The 14,401-nt window shown below is 44.2% G+C and carries 12 protein-coding genes; 4 read left to right on the top strand and 8 right to left on the bottom strand.

Annotated features, from left to right (window positions below):
- Positions 1-129 precede the first annotated feature (129 nt).
- Positions 130-1,482: an NADP-specific glutamate dehydrogenase gene (gene gdhA / locus R8N47_RS01080; RefSeq protein WP_017633658.1), complete on the top strand. Its 1,353-nt coding sequence runs from the start codon at positions 130-132 to the stop codon at positions 1,480-1,482.
- A gap of 76 nt (positions 1,483-1,558) precedes the next feature.
- On the opposite strand, the gene R8N47_RS01075 is transcribed toward gdhA, so the two are convergent.
- The 3 genes from R8N47_RS01075 to R8N47_RS01065 all read right to left on the bottom strand — a co-directional run bounded on the left by R8N47_RS01075 (position 1,559) and on the right by R8N47_RS01065 (position 5,444).
- On the bottom strand, positions 1,559-2,026 hold the full coding sequence (locus R8N47_RS01075; protein WP_017820322.1) for an OsmC family protein: 468 nt from the start codon (positions 2,024-2,026) through the stop codon (positions 1,559-1,561).
- A 99-nt stretch (positions 2,027-2,125) separates the two neighbouring features.
- Positions 2,126-4,483, bottom strand: a complete 2,358-nt coding sequence (locus R8N47_RS01070) for an ATP-binding protein (protein ID WP_064354708.1) — start codon at positions 4,481-4,483, stop codon at positions 2,126-2,128.
- Positions 4,476-5,444: a cytochrome-c peroxidase gene (locus R8N47_RS01065; protein ID WP_017820324.1), complete on the bottom strand. Its 969-nt coding sequence runs from the start codon at positions 5,442-5,444 to the stop codon at positions 4,476-4,478. The genes R8N47_RS01070 and R8N47_RS01065 overlap by 8 nt, the downstream gene beginning before the upstream one ends.
- A 498-nt stretch (positions 5,445-5,942) precedes the next feature.
- Between R8N47_RS01065 and R8N47_RS01060 the strand changes: the two genes are divergently transcribed.
- Positions 5,943-7,319, top strand: a complete 1,377-nt coding sequence (locus R8N47_RS01060) for an NfeD family protein (protein WP_042523608.1) — start codon at positions 5,943-5,945, stop codon at positions 7,317-7,319.
- 10 nt (positions 7,320-7,329) lie between these two features.
- Complete coding sequence (locus tag R8N47_RS01055; RefSeq protein WP_005373196.1) at positions 7,330-8,112, top strand: slipin family protein; 783 nt, start codon at positions 7,330-7,332, stop codon at positions 8,110-8,112.
- Positions 8,113-8,153: 41 nt separating this feature from the next.
- Here R8N47_RS01055 and R8N47_RS01050 read toward each other — a convergent pair whose 3' ends face one another.
- Positions 8,154-8,588, bottom strand: coding sequence for a globin (locus tag R8N47_RS01050; protein WP_017633662.1), 435 nt, complete (start codon positions 8,586-8,588; stop codon positions 8,154-8,156).
- Positions 8,589-8,831: 243 nt separating this feature from the next.
- Between R8N47_RS01050 and R8N47_RS01045 the strand changes: the two genes are divergently transcribed.
- Positions 8,832-9,488 carry an NAD(P)H-dependent oxidoreductase gene (locus tag R8N47_RS01045; RefSeq protein WP_064354707.1) on the top strand — a complete coding sequence of 219 codons (657 nt, stop codon included), beginning with the start codon at positions 8,832-8,834 and terminating at the stop codon, positions 9,486-9,488.
- A 96-nt stretch (positions 9,489-9,584) separates the two neighbouring features.
- On the opposite strand, the gene choV is transcribed toward R8N47_RS01045, so the two are convergent.
- The 4 genes from choV to betA all read right to left on the bottom strand — a co-directional run bounded on the left by choV (position 9,585) and on the right by betA (position 14,375).
- The gene (choV, locus tag R8N47_RS01040) at positions 9,585-10,763 is read right to left on the bottom strand and encodes a choline ABC transporter ATP-binding protein (protein WP_064354706.1); all 1,179 of its coding nucleotides are present in this window, start codon (positions 10,761-10,763) and stop codon (positions 9,585-9,587) included.
- A 2-nt stretch (positions 10,764-10,765) separates the two neighbouring features.
- Positions 10,766-11,608, bottom strand: coding sequence for a choline ABC transporter permease subunit (gene choW / locus R8N47_RS01035; protein WP_005392552.1), 843 nt, complete (start codon positions 11,606-11,608; stop codon positions 10,766-10,768).
- Between the two features lie 76 nt (positions 11,609-11,684).
- Entirely contained in the window at positions 11,685-12,623 is a 939-nt protein-coding gene (locus R8N47_RS01030; RefSeq protein WP_005382646.1) for a choline ABC transporter substrate-binding protein, read from the bottom strand.
- A 36-nt stretch (positions 12,624-12,659) separates the two neighbouring features.
- The gene (betA, locus tag R8N47_RS01025; protein WP_005373209.1) at positions 12,660-14,375 is read right to left on the bottom strand and encodes a choline dehydrogenase; all 1,716 of its coding nucleotides are present in this window, start codon (positions 14,373-14,375) and stop codon (positions 12,660-12,662) included.
- Between the last annotated feature and the right edge of the window lie 26 nt (positions 14,376-14,401).

Here is a 14,401-nt window from a genome sequence, read left to right as displayed (position 1 = left end):
CGGGTTAGAAGCTGCACATTCTCATCCGCAGGAAATACCACTACAACCATTGAATCTTGGTTAAAATCACTATTTAATGGAAATACATTCATATAAACTGATTGCTTATTCACATCAAGGAAGAAACCTATGTCATACATACACGATACTATTGTTGCGTTGCAACACAGTAGCCCTGCGCAAAAAGAATTTTACCAAGCGGTAGAAGAAGTATTAACTTCTCTCGCGCCGGTAATAGAAGGCAATAATAAATATAAGGAACAAGCGATTATCCAGAGGATCGTCGAGCCAGAACGTCAAATCATGTTTCGAGTTCCTTGGGTTGATGATGCTGGAAATGTACAAGTAAACAAAGGTTATCGAGTTGAATTCAACTCTGCTTTGGGGCCGTACAAAGGAGGATTGAGATTCCATCACTCAGTCAATGCGAGCATCATAAAATTTCTCGGCTTTGAGCAAATCTTTAAAAACGCACTGACTGGCCTTCCTATCGGTGGCGGCAAAGGCGGTTCAAACTTCGATCCTAAAGGAAAATCCGACGGCGAGATCATGCGATTTTGCCAATCATTTATGAACGAGTTGTACCGTCATATCGGTCCTGCCACCGATGTACCCGCAGGCGATATCGGCGTCGGGGCGCGCGAAATTGGCTATATGTTTGGTCAATACAAACGATTGACGGGACGCTACGAAGGTGTGCTCACAGGCAAGAGTCTTCTTTGGGGTGGCTCACTCGCCAGAAAAGAAGCGACAGGATATGGCGCCGTCTATTTTGCAGAATGCATGCTCAACGACCGCAACGATTCATTGAAAGGGAAAACTTGTCTCGTTTCTGGTGCTGGCAACGTGGCTATCTACGCCATTGAAAAACTGTACCATATGGGGGCAACGCCAGTTACATGCAGCGACTCTCGAGGTACGATCTATCATGAGCACGGTATTGATCTTAAGCTCCTAAAACAACTGAAAGAAGTGAAAAGAGCAAGCTTAGAAGAATATTTAGAAACTTACCCTGAAGCAGAATACACACCAGAGGGCGACTATCCTAATGAAGGACATGCTGTTTGGCGATATCAGGCTGATGCTGCCTTCCCTTGTGCGACTCAAAATGAACTAACGTCAGACGACGCACTGGCTCTTATCGAAAACGGATGTATTTTGATTAGTGAAGGGGCGAACATGCCAACCACCCGTGATGCTGCCAATATTATCGTGGACTCAGACATAGCTTATGGGCCTGCCAAAGCAGCCAATGCAGGCGGCGTTGCAACCAGTCAACTTGAAATGGCGCAAAACGCCAGCATGCAAAACTGGACGTTTGAACAAGTGGATAGTCAGTTGCAAACCATCATGAAAAATATTTTCATCAATGCAAACGAAACCAGTAAAGAGTTTGGCCAACCTGGAAATTTAGTTTTAGGCGCCAACATTGCAGGCTTTAGAAAAGTCGCTGATGCAATGATTGAGCAAGGTGTCGTCTAGATGAACGAGCCAGCAGGATGACTGCTGGCTTAATATAACTCCGCAATAGGCCGCGCTTTTTGATAAAGAGCTCCACTTAATTCGCAATAAGCGTTGTCACTTCTGTTTTAACGGAGTTGGCGATAAAGCAATTCTCATGGGCCATGTGGTGCAGTTTTTCTAATTGAGATGGTGTCGGTTGTTTTTCACCTGAAAATGTTATCTTAGGGTTTAACGTTACCTTTGATACCCACTCTTTTCCGTTTTCGCCTTTTTCAAGCTCCCCTACCGCTTCATCGAAGTAACTGTCCACAACGTAACGCCGCTTTGCTGCAATAGACAGGAAAACGAGCATATGACAACTAGAAAGTGCCGCGACAAACGCTTCTTCTGGATCAACGTTTTCTTCTACGGATAGTGGTAATGGTACTACGTGGGGAGATGGAGATGCTGGGACTTGCAACCCTCCATCAAATTGCCAAATGTGTGCCCTACTATACTTATTATCACTAAACTCTTCCCCAGCTTTACGATGCCATTTGATTAAAGCGGAATGCTTACTCATTCTAACTCCCTGATTTTCCGACGACGAATCAACACTATCCGTCCTTGCCACAGTAAACCACAACAAAATGAGTTAAGGAAAGCATCGCACTCACAGGGACTATAAAATCTGTTGAGGATCGGCATTGTTCTTCTGTATATCATCCAAAAGTCTATGAGACTGATGGATGTTGACCTGTAACCGATTGATCAGCATCTGCAACTGCTCAACCTCGGGACTTTGGTTGGCTTTAAGTTGAGTTTCCAGGGCCTCCGTTTGGCTCGCCAAAATAGGTAAACTTAGGTTCAGTGCCATCCCTTTCGTTTTGTGCAACGTCAGCGCTAATGAAGCAAAGTCTTCAGCCATAAAGTATTCAATAAGCTCATCAACAGATGTCTCAAAATCGACAATAATGCTTTTTAGCAGCTCGTCAAGCGCTTCTGGCTCATCTCGTAAAGAAGTAAACATGCCTGAACGGGAGAGTTCTTCCTCTGTTAACCTTAAGTTCTCGATTGGCTTACGTTGCAACTGAAGCACATTGCTGTCATTCGTTAGTGGCGGATTCCGTTTCGGTTCGAGTCTGGCTGCAAACTGTTTGAGAGCGTCTGAAAAGCTCTCATGCTGTAGCGGTTTTGTAAGCACATGGTCTGCTCCTGCTTCAATAAAGCTATCGTGAGCTTCACGAAATACGTCTGCCGTGTACGCAAAGAGTAATGTCTTGATACCTAACTCTTGTCGGATAACGCGTGTCGCCTCAACACCATTCATCTCGGGCATATGGTTGTCCATCAAGATCAGGTCGTACTCGTTCTCTTTCGCCTTTTTAACCGCGATTAACCCATTTTCTGCTACATCCACTTCATGCCCGAGCTTTTCGCAAAACCCTTTTGCCACAATGGCATTCACACGGTTATCATCAGCAAGTAGTATCTTTAAATGGTGTGATTTTGCGCGAGGTTTCGGTGCTTCTTGCTGCTTTTTCGGAGCAGATTCTACCCAAGGAATCGGCAACTCAACGATAAATTGACTTCCAACGCCTTCTATACTCTTGAGAGTAATATGGCCACCCATCAAATCGGTTAGTTTTTTGACGATGGCTAACCCAAGCCCTGTTCCGCCGAACCTTCGAGTCGTTGATGAGTCTGCTTGCTCAAACGAGTTAAAAATATGCTCGTGCTTGTCTGGCGCAATACCAATACCGGTGTCGCTCACGCGCATGACCAACAACTGATTCGATTCATCTAACTCGGTTCTAACCAGCACATGCCCTTCATTGGTAAACTTCACCGCGTTACCGGCGAGATTAAATAAGATCTGTCGTAAACGCGCACAATCCCCAGTAAATTCAGTATATTCAGAAACCTCGTTTTCCAAGATTAGCTCGATATTTTTTTCATCAACAAGTGGTTTTATTGCGCTACACACCGGAGAAAGCACTTGATCGAGCTTAAACTTAGCTTGCTCAAATTCCAGTTTGTTTTCTTCAACTTTAGAAAAATCCAAAATATCGTTGAGGATAGTCATCAGATGCTGGCCAGAGTCAAGAATAACCCTAATGTGCTCTTTCGTCGTCGGCTCTTTGGTCTGTTCTGCAATCATTTGAGAAAGCCCTAGTACGCCATTCATCGGCGTTCTTAGTTCGTGACTCATTGCAGCGAGAAAATTTGATTTCGCTTTTGCCGCTCGCTCGGCTTTGTTTCTCGCCTCTTCAATTTCAAGATTCAACTGTTTTAAGTTATGCATTCGGTGATGTGACTGATAAACAAACGCGCTAACTAGAAACATCACCGCAATAAATACAAACAACCACGTAAAACGCGCCTCACTTTGAGCAATATTGAGTAACCGATGCTCTGAGCTTTCGACAAACTCAATATAAGTGTGATCAAGCAGTTCATTCGTCAGCAATTCAATTCTTTTATCACTCGTTTGAAGCCGTTTAAGGAAGTTCGCTTCCTTTTCACTCTCAACTTCAGTTTGTGTTAGAAGCAACTGGTTGAGAAATTCAAAATAACGACTGCCACCCAATGATTGGCCGCGCTCGGTAGAAACATCTTGCTGATATAAATTGAACAACATGAGTAATGCATACCGATTTTCTACCTGAACACCAATTAACATATCAAGCTTCAACGTTGTTTGAAGCACTCGCTCCTTAAACTGTTCAAGCGTATCCCTAACTTTTATACGATTGGGTGTCACGGGAAACCAAACTGATGCCTTTGATGATTCCAACAGTGCCTGTGCTGCGATTTCTATCTCTACTAAAGATGTTGTTAACTCATAGTTTTTCCTATCTTCAACGGCATATCGGTTCACGATAACATCACGCTCTTCAATCAACTCATGTCCGATATTCATTAGCCCTGCATGAAATTCTTGAGCGTTTTTTGAATTCATATACGACATATACGCCAGTGTGCAGCACGTCAGTATCCCAATAAAAAAGCAAAAGTTGATCAGTTTGAATTTATTCATTTTCCAACACCTCTAAAATTATGGGTCTAGGTGCTGTCAACGACTGCAAGAATGCTTCAATGTCCGCGACATTCTCATCGTTCATCGTTATACCGAGCTGGGTTTTAGCCATGATTTGTATCGCGTCGGATAACTTATCGACTTGCCCATTATGAAAATAAGGACTCGTTAGCGCGACATTGCGTAAACTGGCTACTCTAAAATAGAATCGCTCTTCATCTTCTATCGTAACGAGTTGCCTGCCCGAGTCCTCTACTACTGGCTTATCCTTGAAATAGGCGAACCTTTGGATCATCGCTCCGCCGATATTTTTGCCCTGATGACACTGCACACAACCTGAAGTCTGAAATGTTTTCCAACCTCTGATTTGCTGTTCACTCAATACATGCGTGTAACCCAATAAGTAAGCATCGAATGGTGCGCCAGGCGTCTGCAGCCCTTCAACAAACTCCACAATAGCGGACTTGATATTATGAACGTTAATCGGCAATTCACCGTCACGATTAAATAGCGCTTGATAATGTTCACTCTCTTTTACATATTGCTCTATTGTTTGCCAGTTTGAGTCCATTTCCATTGGATTATGGATTGGACCATCAATCTGAGCCATCAAGGTGTTTTCCGTACCATCCCATAAAAAACGATAATTTAACGCTGCATTAAACACTGTTATAGAATTTCTAATTCCATCACCTTTCACCCCCGTAGAGACTGGTGTATTTTCAGCGCCATTGGTTTGCAGATTGTGGCATGTCGCGCAGCTGACATTACCATTTGACGATAATTGAGGATCGCGGAAGAGATGCCAGCCAATTCTCGCTAGCTTAATATCCACATTAGGATCACCCTGTATGGGCTGAACTAGGGAGATATCACCTAACATCTTCGCGTTTCTTGCGGTTGTTGTTTGGCTCAAAATGAGTGTTACAACAGCTAGTGCGATTGCGCTGAATTGCCTCATCAACTATATACCTTAAACTTGTCATTGATATGAATTTAGTTGCATTTTGGCGTTTTTTCCACCGACAGGAAGTTGAAAAAACGAGCTAAGTATTGCTTTGTTTAAGGCTTTGGTTGAAGAGGGAGTAATAAGGCGAATAGGAAGAAACCTATCGCCTTATGAGTAGCTAACGTATTGAAATCTGAGTTTAGTGTAGAAAAGCCAAAAACCGTTGAAACCAAGTCACCTCTCCATAGGAGATCAGATCGAAAATAGTAAAGAATACGGCACAGATAACGGCCAACTTAATCAAACGCTGAACAATAAACATAAACATCACAATTACCAATAATTTGCTTTAGTTTACTATCTCACACAGCGTTTATATATAAAAAAGTAGTCTCCTAATTAGCCTCGGGAACTTATTCATTAGAACCTATACTCAAGCATCTCTAAGTTATTTGGATATACTTGAATTAGGATTTCAAAAAGTCCCTGTGACCACACAAGGAGGACTGCATGAAACGACTATGGATATGGTTCTTACCTTTACTCTTGATTGCCAGTCAAGCACTGGCGAATACCGTTTGGATTGTTCCTGTCAAAGGCGCTATAGGGCCTGCTACTAGCGACTATTTATCTCGTGAAATAGAAGAAGCTCAACTAAACGGTGTCAGTTTAGTGATCTTAGAGATGGACACACCAGGCGGCTTAGATAGCGCAATGCGAGATATTATTCACGCGATTACCACCTCCTCGACTCCCATTGCAACTTGGGTCGGCCCATCTGGTTCTAGAGCTGCCAGTGCAGGAACATACATCTTGCTCGCTAGTCACGTAGCCGCCATGGCTGAAGCGACAAACCTCGGAGCTGCAACGCCCGTCGCGTTAGGTGGTGCGCCTCAACCTCCTTCATCGGATGATGGCAAAGATCAAAACGCGGAAGAAACGCCAGAAGGAACCAACGAAAGCTCAGAGAAAGTTCCCGCTAAAACCGCAATGGAGAAAAAGGTAATTAACGATGCCAAAGCCTACATTAAAGGCTTAGCAAAACTTCATGGACGAAATGCAGAATGGGCAGAGAAAGCAGTAAGCGAGGCGGCGAGCTTGGATGCAACAGAAGCATTAGAATTAAACGTGATCGATTACATCGCCAATTCGCCAGAGGACTTAGTCAAAGCCATAGATGGGCAAACGGTTAAAGTAAACAATCGCACTGTGACATTGTCACTTGAAAATCCAACATGGGTTGAAAGAACGCCAGATTGGCGAGCAGAAATGTTAGCCGTTATCACCAATCCAAACGTTGCCTACATCCTAATGCTCATCGGCATCTACGGTTTACTTCTTGAGTTTTACAACCCAGGAATTGGCTTACCCGGTGTGCTAGGTGGGATTTGTCTGCTTCTTGCCATGTACGCACTACAAATGATGCCCGTCAACTACGCAGGTCTTGGTCTGCTGTTACTCGGTATTGCACTAATGATAGCGGAAGCATTCAGCCCGAGCTTTGGTATTTTGGGCTTAGGCGGCGTTGTCGCCTTTGTACTCGGTTCGATATTTCTCATGGACAGTGAGTTACCAGGATTCCAGATCGCCCTTCCTTTGATTTTTGGTATTGCCATATTTTCCGTGGCTCTAATCGTGCTGACCGTCGGCCTGCTGCTCAAAATTCGTCGCCGGCGTGTAACGACGGGTTTAGAGACTTACCCTGGGAAGGTCGCCGTGGTAAGCGATGACTTTATCGATGGCGAAGGACGCGTTCAACTCAACGGTGCGTTATGGCGAGCTAAAGCCAAAGACCATCAACAATTCAAACAAGGTGATCACGTCACCATTGTTAATGTTAAAGGGCTGACCTTAACTGTGATGCCTGATGACCGCCAAAATAAATAGGAGGCGCTTTATGATGCTCTATACCGTTGCGGTGATCGTGGTGCTGCTGTTCGCACTAGCGACCCAAATGTTCAAGGTTTTGAGAGAATACGAACGTGGGGTTGTGTTCTTTCTTGGTCGATTTCAAGAAGTCAAAGGACCTGGTTTGATCATCCTTATCCCATTTATTCAGCAAATGGTGAGGGTTGATTTACGTACTGTCGTTTTGGATGTGCCGACACAAGATTTGATTACCAAAGATAACGTTTCTGTGCGCGTCAACGCGGTCGTTTATTTTCGCGTAGTCGATCCTCAAATGGCGATTAACAATATTGAAAGCTACAGCGATGCCACCAGCCAGTTAGCACAAACCACGCTGCGCTCGGTATTGGGTCAGCATGAACTCGATGAATTGCTATCAGAGCGAGAACGCCTCAATAAGGATTTACAATCCATTCTCGATCAACAGACTGATGACTGGGGAATCAAGATTGCTACGGTTGAAGTCAAACATGTTGATTTAAATGACAGCATGGTCAGAGCCCTAGCCCGTCAGGCAGAAGCAGAACGTAACCGTAGGGCGAAGATCATTCACGCTACTGGTGAGTTAGAGGCTTCAAATAAATTAAAAGAAGCAGCGCAAATGCTCAACGAAGCACCGAATGCACTGCAATTACGTTACATGCAGACACTCACTGAAATCACTACAGACAAAACATCCACTATTATTTTTCCAATGCCGATCAATCTTGTCGAAGCTGTCAGTGATATCGCCGAAGCGGTGAAAAAGAATAAAGAGACACAAGATAAGTAAGGTTCTGACCCTAGGAAGTAACGACCACTCACGTTACTTCCTTATTTAGTACTCGCTTTAAGGATGTGCCCATCTTCTTTATCACATTCTTGTTTCATTACTTCTAAGCCCGTTTTAAAGCATGTTCGCCAAGCGGTTTCAACATCGGCATCATACCCGGAATCACACTGTCGAACCGTTTCTAACAAACTCTCAAGCCAAACATCAAAATCCTGCGGCTCTATACCAATATCTGCACTTGCATGCTTTTTCCCATACTTTTCCACCATTTTGTGCGCTTCGGTCGAGGTATCTGCCATCATAAAAAATACGATAGACCCTCTAAGCATTCTCACTTGTTGGTGCATGTCTATACCGTCAAACTTCTGTCTAAAGTTGGCACTTTTCGACCATAAATTTTTGTAGAACAAGTCGAAAAACTCCTGATCTGAAGTACAACGTTCATAGCTATCATTAAAAACTTCAATCACGTTCATGTTGCTTTCCCCTACGCCTCAATATGAGTTTAATTTAGTATCAAATAAAAGCTTCCAAATAAGGACATTTAAGTTTCAAATCGATCAACTCACATCGATTTTCAACAAAAAGTAAAAAGTGATTTAAATAAACACCCTCTTATCAATGAAAAAATATCCATTATCATGAACCCATATTCGAGGTACGCATGGTTGTCGATGCTAGTGCATCCTCATCTGTCATCACATAAAGAGGATATAAACGTGTCCCATCAAATCATTACCGATCTAAATAGCCGTTACACTGCAAAAAAATATGATGAAACCAAGCGCGTTTCTCAAGAAGACATGGCGATAATCAAAGAAGCACTGCGTTTGTCGGCGTCTTCTATCAACTCACAACCATGGAAATTCATCGTTATTGAAAGTGATGAAGCGAAGCAACGTTTCCACAATACGTTTGCAAATATGCATCAGTTTAACCAACCACACGCGAAAGCCGCATCACATACGATTCTGTTTGCTTACGATCCTAAATTTACTAAAGAGAAATTTGCGAAGCGTGTGGATGCAGAAGTAACATCTGGCCACTTGCCAGCGGAGATGTACAACAACTTTATGGGTGCTTACGCTTTTGCCGATGCAAATACGGACGAAAATGGCTTCAACGGAAACTGGACAAAAGCACAAGTCTATTTGGCACTAGGCAACCTACTACACACATTGGCACGACTAGGCATTGATTCAACACCGATGGAAGGTGTCGATCCGGCTCTGATTGGAGAAGAGTTTAAAGAAGAGCTCGAGGGCCATATTTGTGAAGTTGCGCTAGCGATTGGCTACCATAAAGATGGGGAAGATTATAATCATGGTCTTCCAAAAGCGCGCCTTGCAATGGATGACGTAATTACGACTCTATAGTCGACCATTGTCTTAGCTTAGCGACTTAACTCATTGTTTAAACTAAAAAGAGCCGCATTAATGTGCGGCTCTTTTTTACTTGGTTCTGCGTCAACTTTACGCAACTTGCTCTGACTTAAAATTACCAAGCAATGCATCGTAAAGCTCATTGTCGCTTAACACACCAACCAGCTTATTATCTTCAACCATAAGCAGAGGCTGATTGCTACGCTGTTTAAGTTCAATCGCTTCTCGCATACTGATTTCTGGGCTAACCTGAACCAGAGAGTTTTCATTAACTTCGTCAAGGTTCGAAGAATTGCTCTTCCATTGAATCAACGATTTACCTTTATCCGCTAAACTTAACCCCTTGCTCTCTTGTATCACCCAAATATCTTTATCAGGGCAAATCAGAACACGCGTATCTTCGCGAACCAAATCGTCACGCATTAAGGAACGTCCCTTCAGCACATTTAATGGATTAGTGTGAGCAACAAAGTCCGCCACATAATCGTTTTCTGGAGCAAGAATGATCTGTTCTGGCTTGCCATGTTGAATCAGCTTTCCTGATTCCATAATGGCGATGTTGTTGCCGATTTTAAGCGCCTCATCCAAGTCGTGACTTACAAAAAGAATGGTTTTATTTAGCTTTTCTTGAAGCAGAATCAATTCATCTTGAAGCTGAGCACGAATCAATGGATCAAGTGCTGAAAACGGTTCATCCATTAACAAGATATCTGTGTCCATCGCAAACGCTCGCGCTAGGCCAACACGCTGCTGCATACCACCAGAAAGCTCGTGCGGGAATTTGGTTTCCCACTCAGATAAACCGACCATTTCGAGCTGTTCACGCGCCTTTTTACGACGCTCTGCTTTACCAATGCCTTGCATCTCTAGACCAAACGCTACATTGTCTAACACCGTTAACCAAGGCATCAATGCAAACTTCTGAAACACCATGGACACGCGGTGCGTACGAAGGTGGCGCAGTTTCTGTTCGTCACAGTTAGAGAGCTCAACCATATCGTCGCCATCTTTAATTTTCAGAGAGCCACGAGAAATATCGTTCAATCCGTTAACCGTTCGCAGCAAACTTGATTTACCCGAGCCTGAAAGCCCCATCAAGACACAGATCTCACCCTGTTTCACGTTCAGCGAAACATTATCAACCCCAACCACTTGGCCAGTTTCATCAATGATTTCTTGTCGAGACTTCCCTTGATCTAGTAGTGCTAGCGCCTGTGCTTGTTGCTGACCAAAAACGACATCAAGATTTTTAATAGTAATAGCGTCCATGATTATGCCTCCTTCTGGTTTGGTGCTTTACACAAGCGATCAAGAATGATGGCAACGAGTACAATCGCTAAACCAGCTTCAAAACCTTGCGAGATGTTTACCGTATTCAGTGCGCGTACGACTGGTTTACCAAGTCCATCAGCACCAACAAGCGCCGCAATGACCACCATAGACAGAGACAACATAATGCACTGCGTAACGCCAGCCATAATACTTGGCAATGCCGCAGGTAACTCCACCTTAAACAGTAGCTTCATGCGGCTGGCACCAAATGCTTTACCCGCTTCAAGTAGCTCCTCCGGCACTTTAATAATGCCGAGGTACGTCAATCGAATTGGCGCAGCGATAGCGAAAATGATGGTCGAGATTAGACCAGGGACAATACCTAAGCCAAACAGAACCAAGGTTGGAATTAGGTAAACGAATGTCGGTACGGTCTGCATCAAATCGAGTATTGGCCGCAACAAGGTGTATAACCAAGGACGGTGCGCCGCCATAATGCCCAACGGCACGCCAATTAATACGGAAATCGTTGTCGCTGCAAACACAAGGACAAAGGTTTCCAGCATTTCTTGCCAGTAACCAAGGTTGAGAATTGCGAGTAAGGCCAACACGATAAATACGACAAGAGGAATGCTGCGATGTAAGAACCAAGCAATTGCCGCCGTCATAATGATTGGCGCTGCAGGTGGCATCCATTTAAAAATGTCCACCACGAAAAGAATGATCGTTTCAAGTGTAATAGAGATTGCATCGAAAAAACCCGATGCATTGATGGTTAACCAATCGACGCCAGTTTCCATCCATTGGCCCAACGGTAGTTTGTTGTCCGTAATAAAATTCAAAATAAAACCTTTGTGTTAATGAAGCGGGCAAAATTCTGCCCACTTTCTTTAAAAAAACGAGCTCAAATACTGCTTATTAAGCGTTTGTTTTTAAGTAGTTTGTAATAGCTGTTAGCGCATCTTGGCCATCTACCGTTTTCACGCCCTCTAGCCACGCTTCAATTTGCTCTTGGTTTGCATTCAACCATGCTTGCGCTGCTTTTGATGGCTTTTGTTTCTGGTTAAGAATCGCTTCCATCAGTTCATTTTCCATTTCTAGGTTAAACTCTAGATTTTTCACTAGCTGACCTACATTTGGACACTCAGCGAGGTAATTTTTACGTACGTTTGTGTAGACGTTCGCGCCGCCGTAGTTAGGACCGAAGAAGTCATCGCCACCCGCTAGATATTCCATTTCAACGTTACTATTCATTGGGTGCGGCGCCCAACCTAGGTACACAATCCATTGATTGCGGCGTGCGGCACGTGATACTTGAGACACCATGCCAGCTTCACTGGACTCAACTAGGCTGAAATCTTTTAGGCCGAATGCGTTGCTATCAATCATTGACTGAATTAAGCGGTTGCCATCGTTTCCTGGTTCAATGCCGTAAATGCGGTCTTTAAATTTGTCGGCATGTTTTACTAGGTCAGCGAAGTTGGTTACGCCTGCGTCATAAACGTATTTTGGAACAGCTAGCGTGTACTTTGCGCCAACGAGGTTCGCGCGTACGGTTTCAACAGTACCTGCATCACGGTATTTCGCGATATCACCTTCCATCGTTGGCATCCAGTTACCTAAGAAAATGTCGATATCGCCATTAGCCATAGAGGAGTAAGTTACAGGCACAGACAGAAGATCAGTCTTCGTTTTGTACCCCAACCCTTTAAGTAACTCTGATGTAACGGCAGTGGTCGCAGTGATGTCAGTCCAACCTACATCTGCGAAACGAACCGTTTCACATTGGTTGGCGTAAGCGCCTGTTGCTAAAGTACTTAGTGCAATTGTTGAGAAGATTTTTGTCATCTTAGACATGTTGAATTCCTTGTAATGATTACTGACTTTTTCATTTTATGAGATCGAATCGAGATCTCTTTTTGGCGGATGCATTCGTTGCATCTCTTGCCAGTCCGGTGCAATCCAAACTGGTACGTTGTTCGACGTTTCTAGGGCGTTATCCAAAATCATATCCGCGGCGCGTTCTGCCACCATAATCGTTGGCGCATTTAAATTACCGTTCGGAATGGTTGGGAAAATAGAAGAGTCCACCACACGCAAGCCTTGAATACCGCGTACTTGGCATCGCTCATTTAAGACGGCTAATGGGTCATTATCTGCGCCCATTTTGCAGGTACAAGATGGATGGTAAGCACTCTCGACGTTTTGCTTCACCCATTCATCAATCTGTTCATCCGTTGTGATGTTCAGACCGGGTTGGATCTCATCCCCACGAAACTCATCCATGGCTGGCTGATTGAGGATCTCGCGAGTAAGGCGAATACAATCACGCCAATCCTGCTTATCTTGTTCAGTGGAAATGTAGTTAAACTCAATCTTCGGCTTATCATTCGGATTCGCAGAGACAACTTCGACCGACCCGCGACTTTCTGGCTTGTTAGGTCCAACGTGCACTTGGAAACCATGACCATCAAAAGCAGCTTGCCCGTCATAACGCATTGCCGCTGGCAAGAAGTGATATTGAATATTTGGCCACTTTAGCCCTTCTCGAGAGCGGATAAATGCACACGATTCAAAGTGGTTAGTCGCACCAAGGCCTTTGCGAGTTAATATCCACTCAGTGCCAATCAAGCCCTTGCTCACCAAACCTAATTTGCTGTTGAGCGTGATAGGTTGTTTACAGTGATATTGGAAGTACACTTCTAAGTGATCTTGCAGGTTTTTACCTACTCCCTCCAACGAGTGTTTCACCTCAATGCCCGCTTTTTCTAATACTGCCTTAGGGCCAATGCCTGAAAGCTGCAACAGCTGAACGGAGCCAACCGAACCCGCACTCGAAATCACTTCATTATTCGCAAAACATTGCTGAATTGAACCTGACTTTTCAAATTCAACGCCTACCGCTTTCTTTCCTTCTGCACCAGTTTCTTCTAATAAAACTCGATGAACCGTCACCCTCTTCATTAGGGTGAAGTTTTTGCGTTTTTTAGCACGGCTTAAGTATGCATTAGAGGTCGAAGCGCGTACGCCTTTGTCGACGGTCATATGCATTGGGCCAAAGCCCTCTTGCTGATAACCGTTGTAATCTTTTGTTTCTGGGTAGCCCGCTTCTTTGCCTGCATCAATAAAAGCTTGGTACAGCGGGTTGAGCTTCATATCGTTGCCGTTACATGTGCCGACTGGACCGTGATCACCCCGATATTCATCAGCACCACCAATCCAAGACTCTGCTTTACGGAAATAAGGCAAACACGACTGATAATTCCAGCCTTTCGCGCCTTCCTCTTCCCACTGGTCAAAGTCACAAGCGTGTCCGCGAACGTAAACCATGCCGTTGATAGATGAGCTACCGCCCAGAACTTTTCCGCGAGGACAATGAAGTTGGCGACCATCCAACCCTTGCTCTTCAACCGTCTCAAACTGCCACGCGTATTTTTCAGTGTTCATCGGGTAAGAAAGCGCTGTTGGCATTTGGATAAAAATACTTTTATCCGACCCACCCGCTTCGAGTAATAGGACCGAATTTTGACCACTTTCACTTAAGCGATCCGCTAACACACAGCCGGCCGAACCCGCACCGACGATGATGTAATCGTAGTGTTGTTGCATTTTTATTCTCCTAGGAGTTAATACTC

This window comes from Vibrio sp. 2132-1 (assembly GCF_033344315.1).
Note: the sequence above shows the minus strand (reverse complement) of the source record. Positions and strands in the feature narration are given on the sequence as shown.

What these genes read in the sequence shown, in the direction of transcription:
- gdhA (WP_017633658.1), top strand. Translation starts at nt 130, where the DNA reads ATGTCATACATACACGATACTATTGTTGCGTTGCAACACAGTAGCCCT.
- R8N47_RS01075 (WP_017820322.1), bottom strand. Translation starts at nt 2,026, where the DNA reads ATGAGTAAGCATTCCGCTTTAATCAAATGGCATCGTAAAGCTGGGGAA.
- R8N47_RS01070 (WP_064354708.1), bottom strand. Translation starts at nt 4,483, where the DNA reads ATGAATAAATTCAAACTGATCAACTTTTGCTTTTTTATTGGGATACTG.
- R8N47_RS01065 (WP_017820324.1), bottom strand. Translation starts at nt 5,444, where the DNA reads ATGAGGCAATTCAGCGCAATCGCACTAGCTGTTGTAACACTCATTTTG.
- R8N47_RS01060 (WP_042523608.1), top strand. Translation starts at nt 5,943, where the DNA reads ATGAAACGACTATGGATATGGTTCTTACCTTTACTCTTGATTGCCAGT.
- R8N47_RS01055 (WP_005373196.1), top strand. Translation starts at nt 7,330, where the DNA reads ATGATGCTCTATACCGTTGCGGTGATCGTGGTGCTGCTGTTCGCACTA.
- R8N47_RS01050 (WP_017633662.1), bottom strand. Translation starts at nt 8,588, where the DNA reads ATGAACGTGATTGAAGTTTTTAATGATAGCTATGAACGTTGTACTTCA.
- choV (WP_064354706.1), bottom strand. Translation starts at nt 10,763, where the DNA reads ATGGACGCTATTACTATTAAAAATCTTGATGTCGTTTTTGGTCAGCAA.
- R8N47_RS01030 (WP_005382646.1), bottom strand. Translation starts at nt 12,623, where the DNA reads ATGTCTAAGATGACAAAAATCTTCTCAACAATTGCACTAAGTACTTTA.
- betA (WP_005373209.1), bottom strand. Translation starts at nt 14,375, where the DNA reads ATGCAACAACACTACGATTACATCATCGTCGGTGCGGGTTCGGCCGGC.